Source organism: Candidatus Stoquefichus sp. SB1 (assembly GCF_001244545.1).
Classification (GTDB): Bacteria; Bacillota_I; Bacilli_A; order Erysipelotrichales; family Coprobacillaceae; genus Stoquefichus.
Map to the genome: position 1 here is coordinate 803728 of NZ_LN852696.1, position 23403 is coordinate 827130.

The 23403-nt window shown below is 30.1% G+C and carries 20 protein-coding genes; 15 read left to right on the plus strand and 5 right to left on the minus strand.

Annotated features, from left to right (window positions below):
• Window positions 1-25 precede the first annotated feature (25 nt).
• The 8 genes from BN1865_RS16475 to BN1865_RS16510 all read left to right on the plus strand — a co-directional run bounded on the left by BN1865_RS16475 (window position 26) and on the right by BN1865_RS16510 (window position 8062).
• Window positions 26-1129, plus strand: a complete 1104-nt coding sequence (locus BN1865_RS16475) for a GGDEF domain-containing protein (protein ID WP_050638342.1) — start codon at window positions 26-28, stop codon at window positions 1127-1129.
• Window positions 1130-1225: 96 nt separating this feature from the next.
• A complete protein-coding gene (locus tag BN1865_RS16480) occupies window positions 1226-1843 on the plus strand; it encodes a flavodoxin family protein (protein ID WP_050638343.1) in 618 nt (205 codons plus the stop codon).
• Between the two features lie 105 nt (window positions 1844-1948).
• Window positions 1949-2614, plus strand: a complete 666-nt coding sequence (locus tag BN1865_RS16485; protein WP_050638344.1) for a response regulator transcription factor — start codon at window positions 1949-1951, stop codon at window positions 2612-2614.
• Window positions 2602-3609, plus strand: coding sequence for a sensor histidine kinase (locus BN1865_RS16490; RefSeq protein WP_050638345.1), 1008 nt, complete (start codon window positions 2602-2604; stop codon window positions 3607-3609). The genes BN1865_RS16485 and BN1865_RS16490 overlap by 13 nt, the downstream gene beginning before the upstream one ends.
• A 52-nt stretch (window positions 3610-3661) precedes the next feature.
• Window positions 3662-5947 carry an ABC transporter permease gene (locus BN1865_RS16495; RefSeq protein ID WP_050638346.1) on the plus strand — a complete coding sequence of 762 codons (2286 nt, stop codon included), beginning with the start codon at window positions 3662-3664 and terminating at the stop codon, window positions 5945-5947.
• A 9-nt stretch (window positions 5948-5956) separates the two neighbouring features.
• Window positions 5957-6634: an ABC transporter ATP-binding protein gene (locus BN1865_RS16500; protein ID WP_082190023.1), complete on the plus strand. Its 678-nt coding sequence runs from the start codon at window positions 5957-5959 to the stop codon at window positions 6632-6634.
• Between the two features lie 96 nt (window positions 6635-6730).
• Window positions 6731-7594, plus strand: coding sequence for an AraC family transcriptional regulator (locus BN1865_RS16505; protein WP_050638348.1), 864 nt, complete (start codon window positions 6731-6733; stop codon window positions 7592-7594).
• Between the two features lie 3 nt (window positions 7595-7597).
• Window positions 7598-8062 carry a hypothetical protein gene (locus BN1865_RS16510; RefSeq protein ID WP_050638349.1) on the plus strand — a complete coding sequence of 155 codons (465 nt, stop codon included), beginning with the start codon at window positions 7598-7600 and terminating at the stop codon, window positions 8060-8062.
• A gap of 39 nt (window positions 8063-8101) precedes the next feature.
• Here BN1865_RS16510 and BN1865_RS16515 read toward each other — a convergent pair whose 3' ends face one another.
• Complete coding sequence (locus tag BN1865_RS16515; protein ID WP_050638350.1) at window positions 8102-8968, minus strand: DegV family protein; 867 nt, start codon at window positions 8966-8968, stop codon at window positions 8102-8104.
• A 125-nt stretch (window positions 8969-9093) separates the two neighbouring features.
• Here BN1865_RS16515 and BN1865_RS16520 point away from each other — a divergent pair, with 125 nt between their 5' ends.
• Window positions 9094-9990 (plus strand): LysR family transcriptional regulator, encoded by an 897-nt coding sequence (locus BN1865_RS16520; RefSeq protein ID WP_050638351.1) that lies wholly within the window; start codon window positions 9094-9096, stop codon window positions 9988-9990.
• Window positions 9991-10088: 98 nt separating this feature from the next.
• Here BN1865_RS16520 and BN1865_RS16525 read toward each other — a convergent pair whose 3' ends face one another.
• Both BN1865_RS16525 and BN1865_RS16530 read right to left on the minus strand, forming a co-directional pair.
• Window positions 10089-10658 carry a chromate transporter gene (locus BN1865_RS16525; RefSeq protein ID WP_050638352.1) on the minus strand — a complete coding sequence of 190 codons (570 nt, stop codon included), beginning with the start codon at window positions 10656-10658 and terminating at the stop codon, window positions 10089-10091.
• The gene (locus BN1865_RS16530; protein WP_050638353.1) at window positions 10655-11221 is read right to left on the minus strand and encodes a chromate transporter; all 567 of its coding nucleotides are present in this window, start codon (window positions 11219-11221) and stop codon (window positions 10655-10657) included. The genes BN1865_RS16525 and BN1865_RS16530 overlap by 4 nt, the downstream gene beginning before the upstream one ends.
• A gap of 107 nt (window positions 11222-11328) precedes the next feature.
• Between BN1865_RS16530 and BN1865_RS16535 the strand changes: the two genes are divergently transcribed.
• The 6 genes from BN1865_RS16535 (at window position 11329) to BN1865_RS16560 (ending at window position 21210) form a co-directional block, all read left to right on the plus strand.
• Window positions 11329-12225 carry a LysR family transcriptional regulator gene (locus BN1865_RS16535; protein WP_050638354.1) on the plus strand — a complete coding sequence of 299 codons (897 nt, stop codon included), beginning with the start codon at window positions 11329-11331 and terminating at the stop codon, window positions 12223-12225.
• Between the two features lie 67 nt (window positions 12226-12292).
• Window positions 12293-13171, plus strand: coding sequence for a MurR/RpiR family transcriptional regulator (locus BN1865_RS16540; protein ID WP_050638355.1), 879 nt, complete (start codon window positions 12293-12295; stop codon window positions 13169-13171).
• Window positions 13172-13300: 129 nt separating this feature from the next.
• A complete protein-coding gene (locus BN1865_RS16545) occupies window positions 13301-14704 on the plus strand; it encodes a glycoside hydrolase family 1 protein (protein ID WP_050638356.1) in 1404 nt (467 codons plus the stop codon).
• Window positions 14705-14707: 3 nt separating this feature from the next.
• Window positions 14708-15352 (plus strand): cytidylate kinase-like family protein, encoded by a 645-nt coding sequence (locus BN1865_RS16550; protein WP_050638357.1) that lies wholly within the window; start codon window positions 14708-14710, stop codon window positions 15350-15352.
• A 199-nt stretch (window positions 15353-15551) separates the two neighbouring features.
• Window positions 15552-17768 carry a diguanylate cyclase gene (locus BN1865_RS16555; protein ID WP_050638358.1) on the plus strand — a complete coding sequence of 739 codons (2217 nt, stop codon included), beginning with the start codon at window positions 15552-15554 and terminating at the stop codon, window positions 17766-17768.
• 163 nt (window positions 17769-17931) lie between these two features.
• Window positions 17932-21210 carry a response regulator gene (locus BN1865_RS16560; RefSeq protein ID WP_050638359.1) on the plus strand — a complete coding sequence of 1093 codons (3279 nt, stop codon included), beginning with the start codon at window positions 17932-17934 and terminating at the stop codon, window positions 21208-21210.
• 15 nt (window positions 21211-21225) lie between these two features.
• Here the strand turns inward: BN1865_RS16560 and BN1865_RS16565 are convergent, their stop codons facing one another.
• Complete coding sequence (locus BN1865_RS16565) at window positions 21226-22578, minus strand: MATE family efflux transporter (RefSeq protein ID WP_102134075.1); 1353 nt, start codon at window positions 22576-22578, stop codon at window positions 21226-21228.
• A gap of 84 nt (window positions 22579-22662) precedes the next feature.
• On the minus strand, window positions 22663-23319 hold the full coding sequence (locus BN1865_RS16570; RefSeq protein ID WP_050638361.1) for an HAD family hydrolase: 657 nt from the start codon (window positions 23317-23319) through the stop codon (window positions 22663-22665).
• Between the last annotated feature and the right edge of the window lie 84 nt (window positions 23320-23403).

Here is a 23403-nt window from a genome sequence, read left to right on the forward strand (position 1 = left end):
TTAAGTGGATGAGGGTGAGTAGAAAATGAATTTTACGATACAGATGATAGGTGTTATTGAAATCATATTTATAAACATGTATATATTTCATAAAAATGTGAAGCGTCGCTATTCATTGTTCTTGACACTCTTTGTGATTTTAATATATACAGTCATATTGATAGGAATTGGTGTTAACTTGATTCAAGGATTAGGAATGTATGGAAACGGTAATGGTTTATTTACCCTTTTAGGATTCTTTTATTTATTACCTTTTCATTTTTTATACGAAGGGCAAACAATGAGACATTTTGTAGTGATATGTTCTGCCTGGATTTATACTTTAATTGTATTTTCTATTTCTATGCAGTGTTTACATTTTGATTTTTCTATCAATCCATACTTAACAGTTGTTATTTGTGAGACGCTTTTATTTCTATGTACATATCATTATGTGGATAAGTTTATTACTCATATTTATATTTATTTACTGGATAGTGTTGAAGAAAAGGTTCAAAAATATTTAGAACAAGCAAGCTTGTCATGGTTTTTGTTAGCATTTTTAATTAATTTACATTTTGTATTTGATGATAATATCTTTTTAAAAATAGCAACTATGATTGTTATTTCATTGACGGTGATTGCTCATTTTCAATTGATTTTTGATATCTTGCAAAAACGAAGTGAAATAGGTTCTTTACAAAAACAAGTTGCAAAAGATGCCTTAACTCAACTTGGAAGCCGAATAGAATTTCATAGAAGAATAGATCAGTTGATTGCACAAAAAAAGCCATTCTATCTGATTTATCTTGATTTAAATAATTTTAAAGGAATTAATGATCAATTTGGACATTTAGTTGGAGATGAATATCTTATTGTATTTGCTAGAAAATTGCAATCTATTGCAAATCAGAATCATGTTTTTCGTATTTCTGGTGATGAATTTATTATTTTGGATACAGACTATCATATTGAGCATATTCTAGAAAAACTTTGTCAAATTGATTTTGTTTTGTCATCACCTTCTGTTTCTTTTAGAGGAGTTAGCTATGGTTGGGTAGAATACCCTCAGGATGCTAAGAAGGCTGATGAACTTATACATATTGCTGATCAAAGAATGTATGTAATGAAAGCAAAAGGCGGGAAATAATTCCCGTTTTTTAATAACTTTGTATAAAATTTATTAATGATTTTGTATTCTATTTTAGAAAGGTTTATAATATGATAAAAGGTGGGAGATGATGAAATGAAAGTTTTATTAGTGAATGGAAGTACGCATCAATTTGGATGTACGTATACAGCTTTAAAAGAAGTAGCGAAAGCATTGGAAGCAAATGCAATAGAAACAGAGATTTATTGGATAGGAAATCAATCATATAGTGATTGTATAGCTTGTGGAAAATGCCGAGAAACAGGTGAGTGTGTTTTTCATGATGGTGTCAATATTTTAGTTGATAAAGCAAAACAAAGTGACGGTTTTATTTTTGGAACACCTGTTTATTATGCACATCCTAGTGGTAGAATTTTAGATGTTTTGAATCGTGCCTTTTATTCTGGCAGTAAGCATTTTGCTCATAAACCAGCGGCTGCAATTGCAAGTGCAAGACGTGCTGGTACAATTGCTTCAATTGATGTTCTTAATAAATATATGACAATTAATCAAATGCCAATTGTTTCATCAACTTATTGGAATGAAGTTCATGGAAATAATCCTGAAGAAGTCTTAAAAGATGAAGAAGGAATGCAAACAATGTATAATTTAGGAAATAATATGGCATGGTTACTTAAGTGTATAGAATTAGGAAAACAAAATGGAATAGCAGTTCCTGTTAATGAAAAAAAACATACAAATTTTATTCGTTAGAAAAGTTATCTTGAGGGATAACTTTTTTTCACTTGATTTTCATTTTCTTATGCTAAAATAAGATAAACAGATGCCAATTACAAATAATGAGGAAGGAAGAAAGCTATGAAAAGAATACTTGTGGTAGAAGATGATGAATTCATTCAAACATCTTTAAAAGATGCATTAGAAATGAAAAATTATGAAATTGTTCAAGCACACTGTGCTAAAGAAGCTTTGACATTATTGAATGAAAGTATTGATTTAATTATTTTAGATATTCAACTCCCTGATAATAATGGAATTGTGCTTTGTCAGCAAATTAGACAAACATATTCTTTGCCAATATTATTTTTAACTTGTCAAAATAATGAAGATACAATTGTTGAAGCTTTGAATGCTGGTGGAGATGATTATGTCTGTAAGCCTTTTGGAATCAAGGAACTGTATGCGAGAATTGAATCACTCTTTAGACGTGTTCCTATCCATTGTGATGTCATATATACAGCTGATTTAAAAATCAATACGCAGACATACAAAGTTTATAAAAATAATCAAGAAATGGATTTAAGTATTGTTACTTATCAAATCTTACTCTGTCTTGTTCAAAATCAAGGTATTGTTATAACTCGTCAACATTTACTTGAATTAATTGAACAACTCACTATGCATTTTGTTGAAGATAATACGCTTTCTGTACATATGAAAAGATTACGAACTAAATTGGGAACTTATCAGGGACAACCTTATATTGAAACACTAAGGGGAGTAGGCTATCGATGGATTCAATAAAAAAAACACATGTGATTCTTTTGAAAATATATATGATTCTTTATTTTCTTGCATTCATTGAAATTCTTCTTTATTTACTACAAAAGAATATGGTTTATTTGTATTGTGAATTCATCATTTTATTAGGGTTAGGAATAAGTGGTTATATCCTTAAATATGATAATCAAAAAAAACTCAAGTATTTGATTCATTGTAGTGATGCCATACTTGAACAAAAGCCAATTCAAATCATAGATGGTGAAGGTGATCTAAGTTTGCTTTCACATAAGCTTTATTTACTTCATAAACGCTATTATACATTCATTGATACAATGGAAAAAGAACAGTTAAAATTAAAAGATTATATTGAAGATATATCACATCAGTTAAAAACACCCATAACTTCAATGCGTATTAATGAGGAACTATTGTTAGAAACAATGGAAAATAATCAACAAAAAGCAAAAGTACAGTTGATTTATCAACAAACACTTAAAATGAATCAGCTTGTTAATGATTTATTAACATTAGCATTATTAGATTCCAATAGTATTCAATTCAAATTTCAGCCAGAAAAAATAATCTATTTAATTGAAGACGTTGAAGAAAATCTTGCGTATTTAATGGGGAAACAAGATGTTCAATTTCATCTTTTATGTCATGATGAAACACTCATGTGTGATCATCATTGGTTTGTAGAAGCTTTAGAAAATATATTGAAAAATTGTATTGAGAAAAAGTCACATAATTGTATTGATATCCTTGTGGAGGAATATGAAACAATAATTCACATTATTATTCAAGATCATGGTGAGGGTTTTGATGAAGAAGAAATTGAACATCTTTTTGAACGTTTTTATCGTGGACCAAAAACATCTACGACAGGGGTTGGAATTGGTTTATCACTCGCTAAGGAGATTATTGAGAAACATCATGGAATGATTAAAGCTTATAATCAAGATGGGGCAGTTTTTGAAATAAGCATTCCTAAACTTTTGGCAAAGAAAAAAATATAAGTCACTTATTTTTAAGATAATGAGAGTATGATCAAGATGAGGAGGGATATTTATGAATAAAGTATTATATCGGCTTGCTTATCAAAATATTAAAAAATATAAGAAGCATTTTATAATGATGTGTGTGCTCATCTTAGTAATGACATTATTCTATGATTCTTTTATGATAGTGCAAAAGTCAACATTTGATGTTAATCGAAAATATAATGTTCAGCAATATGGTCATTGGTATATTCAAGGTATTATTGAAAATCCTGTTGCTTTTGATAATATTGCCTATCAATATGTACAAGAGGAAGAACGTTTTCTTTATGGTTATCTCTATGACCAAGGAGAAACAAACGATGGATTAAGCGTAGGCTTTGTTGATGAAGATTTTTGCGATCTTTGTGCTAATCAGATCATTCAAGGACAGTTACCTAGACAAGCTGAGCAAATTGCTATATCACAAACTGTTTTTGAAGAAGCGGGATATACACTCCATCAAAAAATCACTTTAGAATTACCAATGAGTGATTTGAGTGAATTTGAAATTGTTGGGGTGGTTCATAATTCGCAAGAAGGCTATTTTCCTGATATTTATACAGGAATTGATAATCAGTATCAAAAAATCAAGATTTTTAGTGATCGACCATTGCTTGTTGAAAATGGGATAGAAGGATATAGTGGAACATCACTACAAATGGATGAAAATAATAAAGACTCATTGAATCGTTATGGATATAATCATCTGCCTATTACAGCACAATATCAACGACAACAATTCAATTTAGCTATTTTATTAGAAGCTGGTTTTATCATTATTTTTGTTTTAGTCGCTTTAACTTCTATCTCATTAAAGAAAAGAATCCATGAGTTAGCATTGTTAAGAGGAATTGGGATGACCTCCCGACAATTGATCATTATGAATTTTTATGAATATTTGTTTTGCACATTTTTAGCTGCTGGTTTAGGTGCAATATGTTCGATTGGTGTTTCTTATATGATCATGCGAATCATAGAAATACAAAAAAATATTTTTATATGGAAATTTGATATTTTTGATTTATTTATCAATACATCAATTGTTTTTATTTTTGTTTTAATGGCTTTATTATTACCAATTTATCATTCTTCAAAACAAGCTTTAAGTGGGACTTTTGAAGGACAACAATTTCAATATATTCAAGTTCGTTATCGTCAATTACGCTATCAAAATAAATGGCGACTCGCTTGGCGTGAGTTAAAAGTTAATAAGAAAATATTTATCTTTTTGGTTATTATTTTATCTTGGCACTGTTCACTTTTATTGATGAATGAAGTGATAGTTGCTCATAATGAATGTCCGGATTTAGGAAATAATGAAAAGCATATACAATTTGATAATGGATATTTATCCATTATAGTGAACAGTCAAAAGGAACTACAGATGATTGAAGATTTTGCCTTTGATAAAACAATAACTGTTCAAGAAACATCACAAATCAGTGCCCAATATCAATCAATGGAAGGATATTTATCAACCGTTGTTACGGCTTCATTAGACTCATTTAAGATGTTAGACGTTTTAGGAAATTTACCTGCCCATGAAGATGAAGTTTTGATAAGTGAAGGGATGTTTTTTAGTAAAATTATGGGTGAAGATTCAACAGAAATGCATGATCTTCACTTAGGTGATGAACTTATCATAGAAGGTAAAAAGGTTAAAATCGTTGGTGTTATTAAATCGTTAGATGTAAAGAATATTAATGAACATGATTGGCAATTAAATGCATTTTCTAACTATAGGTCTGTTTACGTTTTACCATCTTTATATCATCAATTGAATATTCTAGAAGAAATCAAAACAGTGAATATTTTTTATGATTCTTTAAAGCATAGGGATGAAATAAAAGAACAAGTTTATAAAAAGTCTGTTTTGTTATATGAACAGATGAGTGATGCAGGTGAAATTATTGTTTATAAGGTTTATGGTAATGGCAGTGAGGAAATCTATTTCAATACTTATATTTTGATATTGTCTTTTTCAGCTTGTACTTTATTATGTTATGTTTTTAATAAATATGAAATAGAAAATAGCAGAAATGATTATAGTCTATATCAGTTAATTGGGATGAGTCGAAAAGATATTTTAAAAAAGCAATTATGTAAAGGATGTTATGTCTTTTTAATGATTGAATTGATAAATGTATTTATGGTATGTGTGGAATGTCTTTATTTGAATTATTGGTATTTTCCAGTGAAGCCATTTATTATATTGAGTTGTATTGTTTTGATTATTTGTTTTATTGTCTATGGATTACCATTGCGTTTTGTCTTGACGAATCAGCCATTAGATGGTCTACATCAGACAGAATAGGAGGATATAATGTTATTAGAAGGAAAAAATTTAAGAAAAACTTATGGATTTGATGATAATCGTGTAGATGCAATTAAAAATTTATCTATTGAGATTGAAGAAGGTTCATTTGTTGCTGTAGTGGGTAGAAGTGGCAGTGGCAAGAGCACTTTGTTACATGTTTTAGCTGGTTTAGTCAAACCCAATGCGGGAGAAGTCTTTTTAGAAGGACAATCTCTTTATGAATTGAATGATGACACTTTAACAAGATTAAGAAGGCGTAGAATGGGTTTTGTTTTTCAGTTCTTTAATTTAATTTCGACTCAAAATGTTATTGAAAATATTGTTTTACCTATCCATTTAGATAATGGAGAGATAGATCAGGATTATCTTGATGAACTCATTCAATTATTAGGTTTAAGTGAAAAGAAATATGCCTTTATTCATGAACTTTCTGGGGGCCAGCAACAAAGAGTGGCAATTGCACGAGCCTTAGCAAGTAAACCGGCTATTATTTTTGCAGATGAGCCAACTGGTAATCTTGATGCGAAAAGTTCAAAAGAAGTGGTTGAACTTTTAAAGTTAGCTCAAAGGAAATATCATGAAACAGTGATTATGGTTACACATGACGAACTTGTTGCAAGTGTAGCTGATCGCATTATTACACTTGAAGATGGACAAATTATACATGATACAGCTCAAATGTAAAAACAGTTTCACTTATCCTAAGAGAACATAAAATAAGATGAATCAAAGGAATAAAAATGGTAAAATAGTGTCATCCTAAATTAAAGGAGACAGATAATGGAATGGAATGAGAAATTACAATTAATTATTGATTATGTAGAAAATCATTTACAAAGAGATGAAGAACCAATAGATATTCAAGAAATTGTTAAAATTGCAGAGTGTTCTTATACTTTCTTTCAAAAAGTGTTTTCATATATGAATGGGATCAGTTTTGCTGATTATATTCGTTATCGTAAATTGACTTTAGCAGGTTATGATATGAAGAGTACACGTCTAAAAGTTGTTGATATCAGTTATAAATATGGCTATGAATCACCAACATCATTTACGAAAGCATTTCAGAATTTTCATGGTATTTCACCTAAAAAAGCACGAATGACAGATACTCAATTAAGAGTTTATCCTAAAATGCAACTGATAAGCAAACAACAGTATACATGGAAAATTGAAAAAAAGTTAACGATGCGTCTCATTGGAAAAAGCATGAAAATGTCATGTCTCAATAATGCTCATCATCAAACTGTCCTGGCATTTTGGAATCAATGTCAAATGGATGGAACATATGCACAATTGATTGCTTTAGATTCAGGAATCCCACGTGGACTTTTTGGAATGTTTGGTGAATATGACAGTTCTAAAAATGAAATTGAATATTCTATTATGGTTATATCTGATGATCATCTTCCTGAGGGATTTAAAGAAATCATCATTCCAGAATCATTATGGGCTATTTTTGATTGCCATGGAACAATTCCTCAGGCAATTCGAAATGGTTGGCAATATCTTCAGGAGGAGTGGCTTGTCCAATACCCATTCCAGCATGCCAACCATCCAGAATTAGAATGGTATAGTGCAGGTAATGTTTATGATGAGAATTATTTAAGTCAAATATGGATACCAATTATGGAGGAGGAATAAAAAATGGTTCATTTGGTTTATTGTGATAATGCGGGTAAAAAAGGTGAAAAAGTTCTTGATAAGATTTTAAAAGGAGAAAAAACAATGATTGTAAGAGGGGCCGCTGGTCGAAAAATCCCACATAGTCGTGTGAATGTTGGAGAAACATTGTATTTTATGGAAAAGGGAACGGCTTTGATTCATGTTATGGCAACAGTGAAAAATGTATTTAACTATGTCAAATTATCAGATGAAGAGATTACAAAGGTTTTACAGGAAAATCAACCTAAATTAAATCTCACTGAAAAACAACAACAACGTTGGCATAAAAAATGCTTATGTTTAGTTGAATTTGAAAATGTTCAGGAAATAGAGGCACTTGCTTTTGATCATCAAGGAAATATGGATGATTGGCTGATTATTGATAAAATTGAGGATGTTGTTGTAGGGACAAGTATTCCTTATAATTATGAAAAATCGAGATTTTAATAATATAAAAAACGAAGGGCAACCTTCGTTTTAAAATAACTAATTTTCATAAAAAATAATTCCAAAACCAGCAGGACCACTATGTGTTGTAATAACACCACCTGCTTGAACAAGATAAATATTTTGAAATCCCATCTCCTCAATTATTGCTTTATTATTTTGTAAAATATCTTCATCTATTCCATATGAATATAAAAGAATAATATCATCTAAGTCATAGTCATAAGGTAACAAGAAATCATCAATCATACGTTGATAAATTCTCTTCATATTTCTCCCGCGATATTTTTGAGTTGCAACAAGTTTTCCATCAATAATTTCAATCAAAGGTTTTAAGCCTAAAACATTAGCTCCAAGATAAGCAGCATTAGAAACACGCCCACCTGCTTTTAAAAAATCTAACTGATGTGGTAAAAAACACATATGTGTTCTTTCAATTACTTTATATGTATATGCTTTTAAATCATCTAATTCCACTTGAGGATGCATTTGAATATATTGAGCAACCTTTAATATAATCATTGATTGCCCACCAGAAACAAATTTTGTATCAATATGACATACATAATCTAATCCTTCACTCGCAATATGTGCATTTTGAAAAGTGGCTGTTGTAACAGCAGAATAACATAAATGCAAAATAAGAGATTGTGGATACTTTTGATGGATTTTTTGATATGCTTCCATATATTCACCAACATTCGTTGCACTTGTGGTAGGAATTTTTTTGGTTTGATGATAATAGTCGATAATTTGTGAAACAGAAAAAGTTCCATCATCATAATTATGACCATCAAACATCACATGCATAGGTACAATCACAATATCATATTTCTGAACTAACTCTTGTGGTAAATCGGAACCTGATTCTGCTAAAATAACAATTTTTTTATATTTATTTTTCATTTATATTCCTCACTTTCATTGGCTATATTGTATCAAAAAGCATATAAGAAAAATGTCAATTGTTTAATAAAACAACCAGAAAAATATTTTGATTGTGGTATAATGAAAACTAAGGAGTTGATTATATGTTGTTGAAACAAATGCAATACTTTGTGACTGTAGTGAATTGTCATAGTTTTACAGAAGCGGCTGAAGAATGTTATATCTCTCAGTCAGCTATTTCACAGCAATTGAAATCATTAGAAAATGAATTAGGTGTGACGCTCATGAAAAGAGAAGGGAGACAGTTTGAATTAACACCAGCAGGAGAATACTTTTATCGACATAGTCGAGAATTGTTAGATGAGATTGAAAAACTAAAAAAAGAAACAATACGGCTTGGTGAAGATCAGGAGTTAACTTTGAAGATTGGCTATTTACGATGTTATGGAGCAGAAGAACTTCAACATGCTGTTGCTAATTTTACAGCACTTTATCCTGAAGTTTCATTATCTATTATCAACGGAACACATGAAGAGCTCTATTATTTATTAAAAGAAAAACAGGTGGATGTGATTATTAGTGATCAAAGAAGAGCTTTTAATCATGATTATTATAATTATGAGTTAATTTATAGTGACTGTTATATTGAAATATCTTCCCAAAATGAATTGAGTCAAAAAGAATATGTCACATTAGATGATTTAAAAAGAATCACTTGTATTCTTGTTGCTACAAAAGAACAGCAGTTATCTGAACAAGAATATTATCAGGGAACATTGGGGTTTGCAAATCAATTTTTATTTAGTGAGAACCTCGAACAGGCACGTTTAATGGTTATTGGGAAAAGAGGCTTTTTACCAATAGAAGCAGTGGGAACTTTATCATCACCTTCACAAGGTATTACACGTATTCCTTTATATCATAATGGGAAACCCCAACAACGTAAATATTGTGCTTTTTGGAAAAAAGATAGAACGAACTATTATATTGAAGAATTCGTTGAGTTATTTAGGCAATTATTACATAAAGAAGATAAATGAAATATTTTTAACAATTGTATATCTGACACATTATAATAGAAAAAGACAATATTGAATTGTCTTTTTCTATTGAATAGATTCATTTTTAACTTTTTCCATTAAAATAATTGGTTGACAATAAAATATTGAAAAACATTTAATACACCAGCTAGAACCATTACTAAAATAGGATTCATTTTCCACTTCATTAATAAAAGCATACAAATACCAAAAATAACAACCATTTGGATCTTCATCGTATCAATGCTAATTCCTAGTCCACCAAACACAGCAGAAATAATAATAGTCAAACCAGCAGTTGCAATAAGTGAAACAACAGCGGGACGAAGAGTACTCAAAACCACTTGTAACGATTTCATATTACGATATTTTAAGTAAAGCCAGGCAATGATGGTAACGATGATACAAGCTGGTAAAATACATCCTAATGTCGCAACGATCGCACCAGGTATACCAGCAATTTTAATCCCAACAAAGGTTGCTGAATTGACAGCAATTGGACCAGGAGTCATTTGAGAAATAGTAATCAAATCAGTAAATTCTGATAAACTTAACCATTGATGTAAATCAACGACCTGATTTTGAATTAATGGCATAGCGGCATAGCCACCACCAAAACTAAAAGCACCAATCTGTAAAAAACTTAAAAATAATTGTAAATAGATCATGCCTTTTCTCCTCCTTTTTGAATAAATGTTTTCATCAATCCAAGTCCTATACAAACCAATATGACATAGACAACATTGACATTAAAGAAATATGTGACAATAAAAGATACCGCCATAATAAGGAGTGAAAAAGGATTTTTATCTTTGACAATCCCTGAACCCATTTCAAAAACAACAGAGGCAATAACAGCACCGACACCTGCTTGCATACCTTCTAACATTAAAGCCACAAATAAATTGGTACGAAATGCATTATAACAAACAGAAATTATTGAAATAATAACAAATGGTGGAATAATGGTTGCAATCACAGAAACCAAGACACCTAACAAACCAGCTAATTTATATCCAACCACAATAGCACCATTAACAGCAATTGCTCCTGGGGCTGATTGAGCTATCGCAATTAAATCCAACATTTCATCTTCATCAATCCAATGATACTCACTGACAAACTTTTTACGCATCAATGTGACAATGACATATCCTCCACCAAAAGTAAAAGCACTTAAATACAAAGTTGAAAGAAAAAGTTTTCTTAATTTATGTTTTTCTATATTCATATCCCTACCTCCATAAACACATCATACATTGTCTTGAAAAATAAGTAAAATACTATTATTATATAATATATATAATAATTTTATTATGTATTGAAAGGAGTCCATTTATGACATTACGCCATCTTGAAATTTTTATCAAAGTTTATGAATTTCAAAGTATTACAAAAGCGGCCCAAGAGTTACATATTGCTCAGCCATCTATTAGTTTAGCGATTAAAGAACTAGAAAAATATTATTCTGTTTCTTTCTTTGATCGGATGAATAGAAAAATTTTTCCAACAGCTGCAGCTAAGCGTTTTTATGAATATGCAGTTCATATTATTTCTCTATATGCTGAAATGGAAAAAGGTATGAAACATTGGGAAGCAGAAGGAATGATAAGAATAGGGAGCAGTATGACCATTGGTCATTATGTATTACCACATATTGTTCAATTATTAAAAGAAAAATACCCGAATCTTAATATTAAAATGTTCGTATATAATTCTGAAACATTAGAAAAACTGATTATTGAAAATAAAATTGATTTTGCACTTGTTGAAACCCATTTACAAAATGATAACATTATTCAAATCCCTTTTATGTCTGATCATCTTTCTACGATTGTTGGACTTCATCATCCCTTATTATCACAAAAGGAAATCCAACTTAGTGATTTACATGATTATCCTTTTTTAATGAGAGAACAAGGCAGTTCGGTTTATAATCTGGTGAATAGTATTTTTATTGCACATCAGCAATCCATTGACTTTGCGATGGAAAGCAGCAGTACTCAGGCTATTGTGAAAAGTGTTGAAGCCCATTTAGGGATTTCTACTTTGCCATATCTATTAGTCAAAGATGCAATTGAAGAAAATAGAGTTCAGGAAATCTTTGTTCCTGAACTGAACATGAAAAGATCATATCATATTATTTACCATAAAAATAAATATCTTTCTTCTTTATCAAAAGATTTCTTTGAGATATGTCAAAATTATGGAAAAGAACATGAAATAATAAAATAGTAAGCCAATTGCAGATACAAAAAAGATAAGTTATAATAATAAAAAGTATTGAAAAGAAGGTGATGAAATGTTGATTCATGAAAGATTAAACCAGCGAGAACATTTTACAGATATAGAATGTTGTATTGCTGATTATGTTTTAAAGCAGGAAGAAAATTTAGAGAAACAGAGTGCTCGCTCTATTGCTAATGTGCTCTATGTATCACCATCTACAGTCGTTAGATTTTTTCAAAAATTAGGCTTTCAGGGATTCAATGATTTTAAAAATGAATATTTAAAAGAAGTAGATTATCTGTCATCTCATTTTCAAGAATTAAATCCTAATACACCTTTTCATTATCATGATAAAAATATTGTTGTTGCTCATAAGATGGGGCAATTATATCATGAAATTATAGATGATACACTATCATTAATCCATCATGATGATTTACAAAAAGCGATTGATTTGATTCATCAGGCAAAAACAGTTTATATCTGTTCTGCTGGTGTTCAAAATGAAATTGCCTATACTTTTAAAGATAAATTATTAAAGATTGGAAAAGATGTTGTCATTGAAGATAAGTTAGATGAAGCATTTTATCGCGCAACATATTGTCATCAAACAGATATATTCCTCATCATTTCTTATTCTGGAGAAACTCAAAATATTTTGAAGATTGCCCATAAATTAAAGAAAAGAAATATTCAATTCTTAGCGATAACGACATATGGTGGGAATACTTTGTCACAATTAACTGAGTATGTTTTATATGTTTCCACAAGAGAAAAGTTAGTCAATAATATAGGAAATTTTAGTATGAATCTCTCAACATTGCTGTTATTAGATATTTTGTATATGAATGTATTTAATACTAACTTTGAGAAACATTTTGAAAGCAAAGTCAGAGTATCTCATGAATATGAAAAGGACAGACACTCAAAAAATCCTATACTTCAGGATTAAGCAACACTGTTGCATCCTATTTTATAAAATGAATACGAAATTAACAACGTTGTATCATAATACTTCCAAAAACTTGGAAGTTTTTTTCTATCTTTTATAATGATGTTAGAAATAAAGGAGGAATGAAGAATGGGGTTTCCTAATGATTTTTTATGGGGTGGCGCGACTGCAGCCAATCAATGTGAAGGTGCCTACAATGTGGATGGAAAAGGATTAAGCACTGCAGATGTTATGACACTTGGCTCACATACTCAAAAACGAAAGCGAACTCAAGATATTGATAGTCAGTATTATTATCCAAGTCATCAGGCAATTGATCATTATCATCATTATAAAGAAGATATTGCATTATTTGCTCAAATGGGATTTAAAGTTTATCGGTTATCAATCAACTGGACAAGAATTTTTCCCAATGGGGATGAAGAAATGCCAAATGAGAAAGGGTTAGAATTTTATGATAGAATTTTTGATGAATTAGAAAAATATCATATTGAACCATTAGTTACAATTTCTCATTTTGAAACACCTTTAGGTTTACAGAAATATGGTTCATGGATGCATCGAAAAGTTGTTGATTTCTATGTGCGATATGCCAAAGTTTTATTAGAGAGATATCAGGGGCGTGTGAAATACTGGTTAACGTTTAATGAAATCAACTGCATGTCAACAATGCCATGGATAGCAGCTGGAATTGTATCAGAAGATGAACAAAGCAAAATGACAGCGGCTTATCATCAATTTCTTGCGAGTGCAAAAGTAGTTTTGTTAGCGCATCAGATTGATCTTCATAACCAGGTAGGAATGATGTATTGCGGGCATTTTGCTTATCCCAATAGTCCTAATCCTGATGATATGATATCAACAATGAACTTTATGCATGATATGTTATTTTATTGTGATGTCCAGTGTCGAGGATATTATCCCAATTATAAATTGAAACAATTAAAAAGAGAAGGAATTGTTTTGCCTATTCAAAAAGGTGATTTAGATATTCTTAAAAATGGAACAGTTGATTTCTTATCATATAGTTATTACTTTACACATGTCACTGGTGAAAAAACAAAAGGTATCTACAAAGGTTTAAATGGAATTGATACAGGCTATCAAAATCCTTATTTGCCAGTCAGTGAATGGGGGTGGACAATTGATCCACAAGGTTTAAGATATTCATTAAATTTATTATATGATCGTTATCAATTGCCATTAATGATTGTAGAGAATGGTTTAGGGGCAGTTGATGTATTGGAAGATGGAAAAATTCATGATCAATATCGTATTGATTATTTACAACAGCATTTGATTGAATTGGAAAAAGCTCTAACAATTGATGGTATTCCAGTAATGGGTTATACAATGTGGGGACCAATTGATATTGTTGCAGCTTCAACAGGTGAAATGAAGAAAAGATATGGTTTTATTTATGTTGATATTGATGATAATGGTCAGGGAAGTTTGAAAAGATATAAGAAAGATTCATTTTATTGGTACCAAAAAGTGATTCAAACCAATGGAAAGAGTTTAAAGGAGGAATAGAAAATGTATAAATATATTGCAATGGATAGTGAATATTGTAGTATGGGGAGATGGATTTCAGCTATTGTTGGTGATGCTATGAATATGAAATTATATGAGGGTAAAGACTTAATTGATTTATGCACTGAAGAATGGATGAGTGAAGATTATTTAAATGAATTTGATGAAAGACTATCAACGATGACATTAGCCCAGGTAAAGAAAAGTCCTAAGATGCAAAGAGTACATCAGGCATTAACAAAAGCTATATACAAAGCGATTGAAAAAGGTCCTTGTATTATTCATGAAAGAGCCGCTGGAGAAATTTTAAAAGAGCAAGATGATTGTTTAAAAGTTCTGTTATATAATACAAGTTTAGAACATAAAATTCCGCGTGCGATTGCTGATAAAACTTATGATCTTGAAGAGTTATCACATGATGAGATCATTGCATTTATCAAGTCAAGAGATCATATGCGAAAGGTTTATCGCGATGCTGTTGCAGTGACTTCATGGGGTGAAAAAACATCTTATGATTTATGTCTTGATAGCGATATGTTAGGGCGAGAAAAATGTGCAGAAATCTTGATTGAAGCTTGTCAGGATATTTCATTAGATATGAAACAATGTGCACAGATTATTAAGGATTCTTTCACTTGGACTGTTTAAAAAGGATTTATATCCTTTTTTTTGTAAAGAAAAATATATCTATTGATTCCATGGATATAAATAAATAGGATTATATAAAATTTATATCTTTTATGACAATACTTATGATATGATATATATATACTCAAAAAAATGTGGAGATATAAAGTTTTGAAAATATAAAAAGGTAACTATGAATTGAGAGGAATGTGCCAACAATATGGAAAATATCAGGATAATAGAAGAAAATGAACAGCTTTTTCAAAATATGGGTATTGGTGTAAGTAAGCATTATTTGGATGATTCATTAACATTGATTTGGGGAAATGAGGCATTTTATCATTTGCTAGGTTATTCTAAGGAAGAGGATGCTTTTCCTTTTACAGATTTATGCCAGTATTATCATAATTATTTCAAAGCATTTGAATTTATTAAAAAACAAATATTTGATGCTTATCAAAAAAATCAGCAATCACTTGAATGTGATGTACTCATTCCAACTTATGATGAAAAAACAATTTATGTGAGAATGACCATAACAATTCAGTATTACCAAGGAAATAAAACAGTTCTTTATATAATGTATACTGATATTAATCATCTGATGTTGAAAATAGAAGAACGTACAAATAATTTTGAATGGATGATGTCAGAATATACAGGAAATGTTTATATTAGTGATATTGATACTTATGAGTTATTATATGTGAATCAAAAAGCATGTGATACATTACAATGTGTACAATCTCAAATATTGGGAAGTAAATGTTATGAAACAATTCAAGGGAGAACATCACCTTGTCCATTTTGTACAAATGATTATTTAAAGGCGAATGAGACTTATGAATGGGAATTTTACAATCCAAATTTACAGCGTACTTTTTTAATTAAAGATAAAAAAGTAGAGTGGGAAGGACATAATGCAAGAATTGAACTATCTTATGATATGTACAGTGCTGAATATAAATTAGCTAAAAAAGATCAGGAAAGAGAAGCTATTTTAAAAACAATACCTGCTGGAATGGTGAGGGTTGATGCTAGTGATTGTATAACAGCAATTTGGTATAATGGCATTTTTCTAGATATGATTGGTTATACAAAAGAACAGTTTCATCAGGAACTTCATAATCAATGTTTGTATTTGCATCCAGATGATTCAAAACGTGCCCAAAAATTAATCAAAACTCTTAAAAAAACAGGTGAAAATGTTGTATTTGAAGCAAAAGCATATACACGTTTAAAGGAGGAAAGAATTTGGACAATAACGTTATGTTATATTAGTGGAGAGGATAGCTGGGATGGTATTGATTCGTTCTATAGTATTGGCTTAGATATAACAGATGAACGTAGACAAATAGAAAAACTAAAACATAAAGCAGAAAAAGATGCTTTAACAGGTGTTTATAATCGTCAGGCTATGGAAGAGTTTGTAGATGATTATTTTAGTCAAGAAGATAATGATATGTGTGCTTTGTTTATGATTGATGTTGATAATTTTAAACAGATTAATGATAGTTATGGACATATGGCAGGAGATGTTGTCTTGACTGAAATAGCGGTTGCTATGAAGAAATTAATGCGTGAATCTGATATGGTGGGGAGAATAGGTGGAGATGAGTTTGTTATCTTTATGAAAGACATTTCATCGCCTGTAGATGCCCAAAAGAAAGCACAAAGTTTTTTAGATGTTTTACATCAACTGGTAAATGATCAAAAAGGATTACATGATGTTACATGTAGTATAGGGATTTCTATTTCTCCACAAGATGGTGATAGCTTTGAAAAACTGTATGCGTGTGCTGATAAGGCTTTATATCAAGCAAAAATGCTGGGTAAAAATAAGTATATGGTTTATGATGCACAAGTGTTATCTGATAATCAAGAAAAATTTGCATATAGCTTAGAGTCAACTATTGATTCTGAACAGAAATATGCTGAAGGTATAGATAATTTACCACGTTATATTTTTAGAACTCTTTATCAAATGGAAAATACAAGTCAGGCTATTCAAATGATCTTAGAAATTGTTGGAAAACAATTTGATATCAGCCGTATTTATATTTTTGAAAATCATCATAATCGTAATTATGAATGGTGTAATGATCATATATCTTCTCAAATTTCTCAGTTACAGAAGGTATATGAAGAAAAGCAATCACAATATCAAGCATTATTTCAAAAGGATTATATATTTTATTGTGAAGATATTGATGCATTACCATTGGAATTTAAAGAGTTGTTTATAGAAAGAAATATTCATTCTACACTCCAGTGTGCTTTTAAAAATAATAATATTTTTGATGGTTTTATTGGATTTGATGAATGTAGTGGAAAAAGAATATGGACATCAGATGAAGTGAATACACTAACAATTGTTTCACAAATTTTAGCTATTTTCTTTGAAAATAAGAAATTAGTAGAGCTGTCTCAACAATAAAGAAATTTATTAAAAAGCGTCATGATATTCTTAGGTATTGGACGCTTTTTATTATGAAAACATTTCTTGGTAAGGATAAGAGTTTTCTTTTGTTTTCAAGAAATAATTGATATAATTATTAAAATAAGGTGATTTAATTTTGTAGTAGAAAGGATGGTTAACAATGATTGAAAGTAAAGAAGAAGTGATTTGTTTTGCAACTTATATTATGCATACTTTTTTTATGGATAATAATATTGAACCATTAATTAATGCAATGAGTGACGATATTATATGGCTGGGTTCTGGCAGATCTCAAATTGCAACTGGTAAGGCAAATGTAGCTCGCTTTTTTATTGAAGGGAAAGATGATTTGTCGCCATGTCTTTTTACTGATGAAAATTATGATGTTATTATATTAAATGATTATGATGCTATTTGTCAGGGATATGCTTATATGGATACATATCCAGATAATGAAGTTAGAATTCATGAGTTCCAGCGTGTAACTTTTGTTTTTCATAAAGGAGAGGATGGATTTAAAATTAAGCATCTTCATCATTCCATTGCTTATGAAGGAATGGAAGATGAAAAACTTTTTCCTATTCAATATGGAAAACAACGTTTTCAGGAATTACAAAATGAATTAAAAGAGAGAGATAATCAAATTGAATTAATGCTATCTCAACTTCCTGGAGGAACAACGATATGTTATATAGATGATCAATTGACAACCAAATGGATTTCTCAAACAGAATGTGAAATGTTAGGGTTCCAAAATCAAAAGGATTTTATGGATTATTGTCATGGAGATACCTCACAATTGATTTATCAGGAAGATATTCCTAAGATAAAAAAAGCAGTTGAAGATTGTATTCATCATAATAGAAATTTAATGGTTGAATATCGGTTAAGAAGAAAGGATCATCGATTGATATGGGTGTTGAATATTGGAAAAATATTTAAAAATCAATTTGGAAAAGATGAAATTTATTGTTTTATAAGTGATATTACAGAACGAAAAGAAAAAGAATTACTTTATGAAAAAGCAAATCGTGATATTGAACGACAAGCTGAGTTTATGTTAGAGTTGTTTAATACATTACCATGTGGAATTATTCAATTTTCTGTTGATTGTCAACATCGCCTTTTAATGTCTAATCGACAAGCATGGGAGATCTATGGATATAATGAAGAGGATTTTCACCTTCAAATTAAAAGTCCTCTACAGTTTGTTTTAGAAACAGATAAAACACATATTATTGATATTTTAGATAATCTTCAATTAAATGGAGATTTAGTGGCATATGAAAGAAAAACATTTAAAAAAAATGGAGAAGAATTATGGATATCTGTTTTGATGAAACGTCTGATAAATATGGATGGACAAGATGTTATTCAGGCCATTTATACAGATATTACTGAGAAAAAGAAATTACAGTTAGAGATTGAAAAAGATCAACGTGTTGAAACGGAATCTTTACGTGCTGCTATAGATATTGCTTATCCTTTAATTTATAATGTTGATTTAACGCTTAATTCTGCCACTTTATTACGTAATCAAATAGGAGAACAACGACTTGATAATGAAGAATATGATGAAATCTATAATCATTTTTTAATGAGAGTACATCAGGATTTTAAAGCAGAATTTATGCAAAATTTCCAAAGAGATAATTTACTCCAATTTTTTCAAAGTGGTGAAAGAGAAGTCTATATGGAGTTACTACAAATGAATGAACAGCATGAATATCATTGGCAATCTGCTCATATTATTCATGTTGATGATCCTTTTGAAGAATCTCAATTGGCTATTTTGTTAGTTAAAAATTTAGATGATCAAAAAAGTGAACAATTAAGACAGGAACAATTATTAAGAGATGCCTTAACAAGAGCCAATGCAGCAAATGAAGCAAAAAGTCATTTCCTATCATCTATGAGTCATGATATTCGAACACCAATGAATGCAATTATAGGCATGGCAACAATTGCAAGAATGAAGAGTGATGATAAAGAAAGTGTCCAACATTGTTTAGAAAAAATTGATACATCTAGTCGTTATTTATTAGCGTTAATTAATGATATTTTAGATATGTCTAAAATAGAACAAGGGAAAATGAGTCTTCATATGGAAAGATTTTATTTAATGGATATGATTCAAGAACTTAATTCTATTATTGTCCCACAAGCAACTAGTAAACAAATTCATTATGAATTTCATTTAATGGAACCCATTGCTGATGAATATATTGGTGATGTCTTACATCTTCGTCAGATACTTATGAATTTGATGAGTAATGCATTAAAATTCACATCAGCATATGGACATATTGTTGTTAATGTAACAGATGATTATCATAGTTGTGAATATGCTTATTTGAAATTCTCGATTAAAGATGATGGAATAGGAATTTCTTCAGAATTTATGAAGAAACTCTTTGATCCTTTTGAACAGGAAAAAAATGATACTGCTCGTAATAAAACTGGGAGTGGATTAGGATTATCAATTGTTTATAATTTAGTTCAGTTAATGAATGGTCATATTGAAGTAAAGAGTGAAAAGGGAAAAGGGGCAGAGTTTATTGTGACATTACCTTTTCAGATGGTATCTGTAGATTATCAGCAAGAAGAAAAAAGAAAACAACAGGAATTGCTTAAAGATTTAAATGTTTTAATTGTGGATGATGATGAGATTGTTGGTGAACAGACAAGTCTTATTTTACAAGAGATAGGTGCTACTTGTTTATGGGTTGATTCTGGCATGAAAGCGATTGAAGCTGTGATGGTACATTTACAAAAAAATGAGTTATTTGATGTTGCTATGATAGATTGGAAAATGCCAGAAATGGATGGTTTAGAAACAACAAGAAGAATACGTCAATTAGTTGGACCTGATACAATGATTATTATTATTTCAGCTTATGATTGGAGTAGTATAGAAAAAGAAGCAATTGAGGCAGGAGCGAATGCTTTTATAACCAAACCATTGTTTACTTCTAATATTTATGAAACATTAGGAAATGTTTATTCACATTTTGAGAAGAATGAACATATTGAAACTGAATATCATCTGAAAGGACAGAAGATTTTATTGGTTGAAGATAATGAATTAAATATGGAAATTGCAAAAGAATTGCTGGAAATGCAGGGAATGATTGTAGATGTGGCTAAAAATGGTCAAGAAGCAGTTGAAATGGTTCAACAACATGAACCTTATGAATATTATACTATTTTGATGGATATTCGTATGCCTATTATGGATGGATTAGAGGCAACATATCGAATTCGTTCATTGCCAGATGAGCGAAAAGATATTGCAATTATTGCAATGAGTGCTAATGCTTTTGAAGAAGATAAAAGATTAGCAAGAGAAGTTGGAATGAATGGTTATTTGGTAAAACCAGTACGGGTTGAAGAACTATATCAGATATTATCTCAATTACAAAAAGAAGATAACAAATAAGTCTTAGCAATTATGCTAAGACTTATTGATGAGATAAGCTCTTTTGTGAATAATCATATAGATGAAAGTAAGAGCTAATGCTGTTATTATCCAACTGATAGGATAAATCATTAATAAATGATTATAAGAAGCAATGGAAGGATAAATCGTATAGATATAAATAATTCTCGTTCCACATATTCCAAGAACACAAACAAGGGCAGGAATACTCGAATAACCAATACCTCTTAAGAATCCAGAAAGCAATTCTATAACCATATTAATAATTTGGAAAGAGAGAACAATATACATTCTTGTATAAGCCAGTTTAGCAATTTCAAGATCAGATGTAAAAAAGCCAATACAAACAACATGTAGAATAATAAAAATAAAACTTACAGCAAGTGTTGATAAACTACTTAATAATAATGTCCATTTTGTGATTTTTTGACATCGCTCATACTGATGAGCAGCATAGTTTTGTCCAATAAAAGTCACTGCGGCTTGACTAAAAGCACTAATCACAAAATAAGTAAAGTATTCATAATTAAGCGCTGCTGCACTTGCTGCTACAGCAGCTGAGCCTAAATCATTTAAAGCAATTTGAATAATGACATTGGAAATAGAAAATACTGTCGACTGTAATCCTGCAGGAACACCAATTTTTGCAATTTTAATAAGGATATCTTTATGTATATGCAATGATTTGAAATCAACTTTTAAAGCATCAGTTTCATGCATTAAAAAGTAAACTAACATCAATGAACTTATCACATTAGAGATAACAGTTGCTATAGCAACTCCTTCAACACTCATATGACAAACAATCACAAAAAAGAGATTTAAAATAATATTAATTGTTCCAGAAACAAGTAATGATAATAATGGTCTTTTGGTATCCCCTTTGCTACGTAATATAGCCGAAGTAAAATTATATAACATAATAAAAGGCATACCAGCAAAATAGATTTGCAGATAGAGTGTTGCTAAATCAATAATATCTTCAGGTGTTGACATAATCTCTAAAATGGGACGTGCAAATAATACACCAACAACCAGCAAGACTACCCCACTTATAAAAGATAATAATAGTGATGTATGAACAGCCTGACTTGTTCTTTTATCGTCTTTTTGTCCAATAAATGAAGCCACAACAACATTGGTTCCAATTGACAAACCAACAAATAAATTGACTAATAAATTAATGACTGAACCATTTGCACCAACAGCTGCCAAAGCCTCTCCACCAGCAAAATTCCCAACCACAGCCACATCAGCAGCATTAAATAACTGTTGCAAAATACTACTTGCAGCTAAAGGTAGTGCAAACAGCAATAATTTATTAACGATTGATCCATTCAACATATCAATGGATTTTTTATTTTCCATAATGATTTCCCCCCTCATCTCTTTTATTATAATTATTTTTACTATCAGTTGATTTCTTTTTCTTTTTTTGAAAAATAAAAACCACTAAATGTGGTTTTCTAGATAAGAAATGACATCTTCTAATGAAGTATAAATATGTTCCACTTTTTGGATGTATTTCTCATGTGGATATTTCATATCAGGAATGCAGATAACTGGAATTTGAGCATCATAAGCAGCTTGGATCCCTGCTTCACTATCTTCAAGTACAAGTGCATTACAGGTTTGAACATCAAGTTTTTCACAGGCTTTTAAAAAGATATCAGGAAAGGGTTTGCCATTTTTGACCTCATTTCCACAAACAATATCATCAAAATATTTCATAATATTGTGACTATTTAGAATTTGATCAGCTCGCTCACGAATACTTGAAGTCGCAACAATAGTTTGAATATGATGATCTTGAAGATATTGAAGTAATGGCAGTAATCCCTTTTTTAATTGAACACCATCCTTTTTCATATATTTTTCTTCTAATGATTTAAAAAGCTGAATTTTTTCTTCCACTTGAAAATCAAGTTGATAATGTTCTTTAATAAATTGAATAGAAGTATGCAAGGGTCTGCCCGGATAACTTTGAATATATTCATCAAGTGTAAAGGGAAAATGATAACTTTCTATGATATCTTTATAACATTGAAATGATATCACTTCTGTATCAACCATTAATCCATCCATATCAAATATAACTGCTTTTAACACGCTTTATCTCTCCTTTTTCATTCATCTATCTCTTATATTACACAATCCCTAAAGATTAATAAAGAAAATTCAAAGATTTCTATT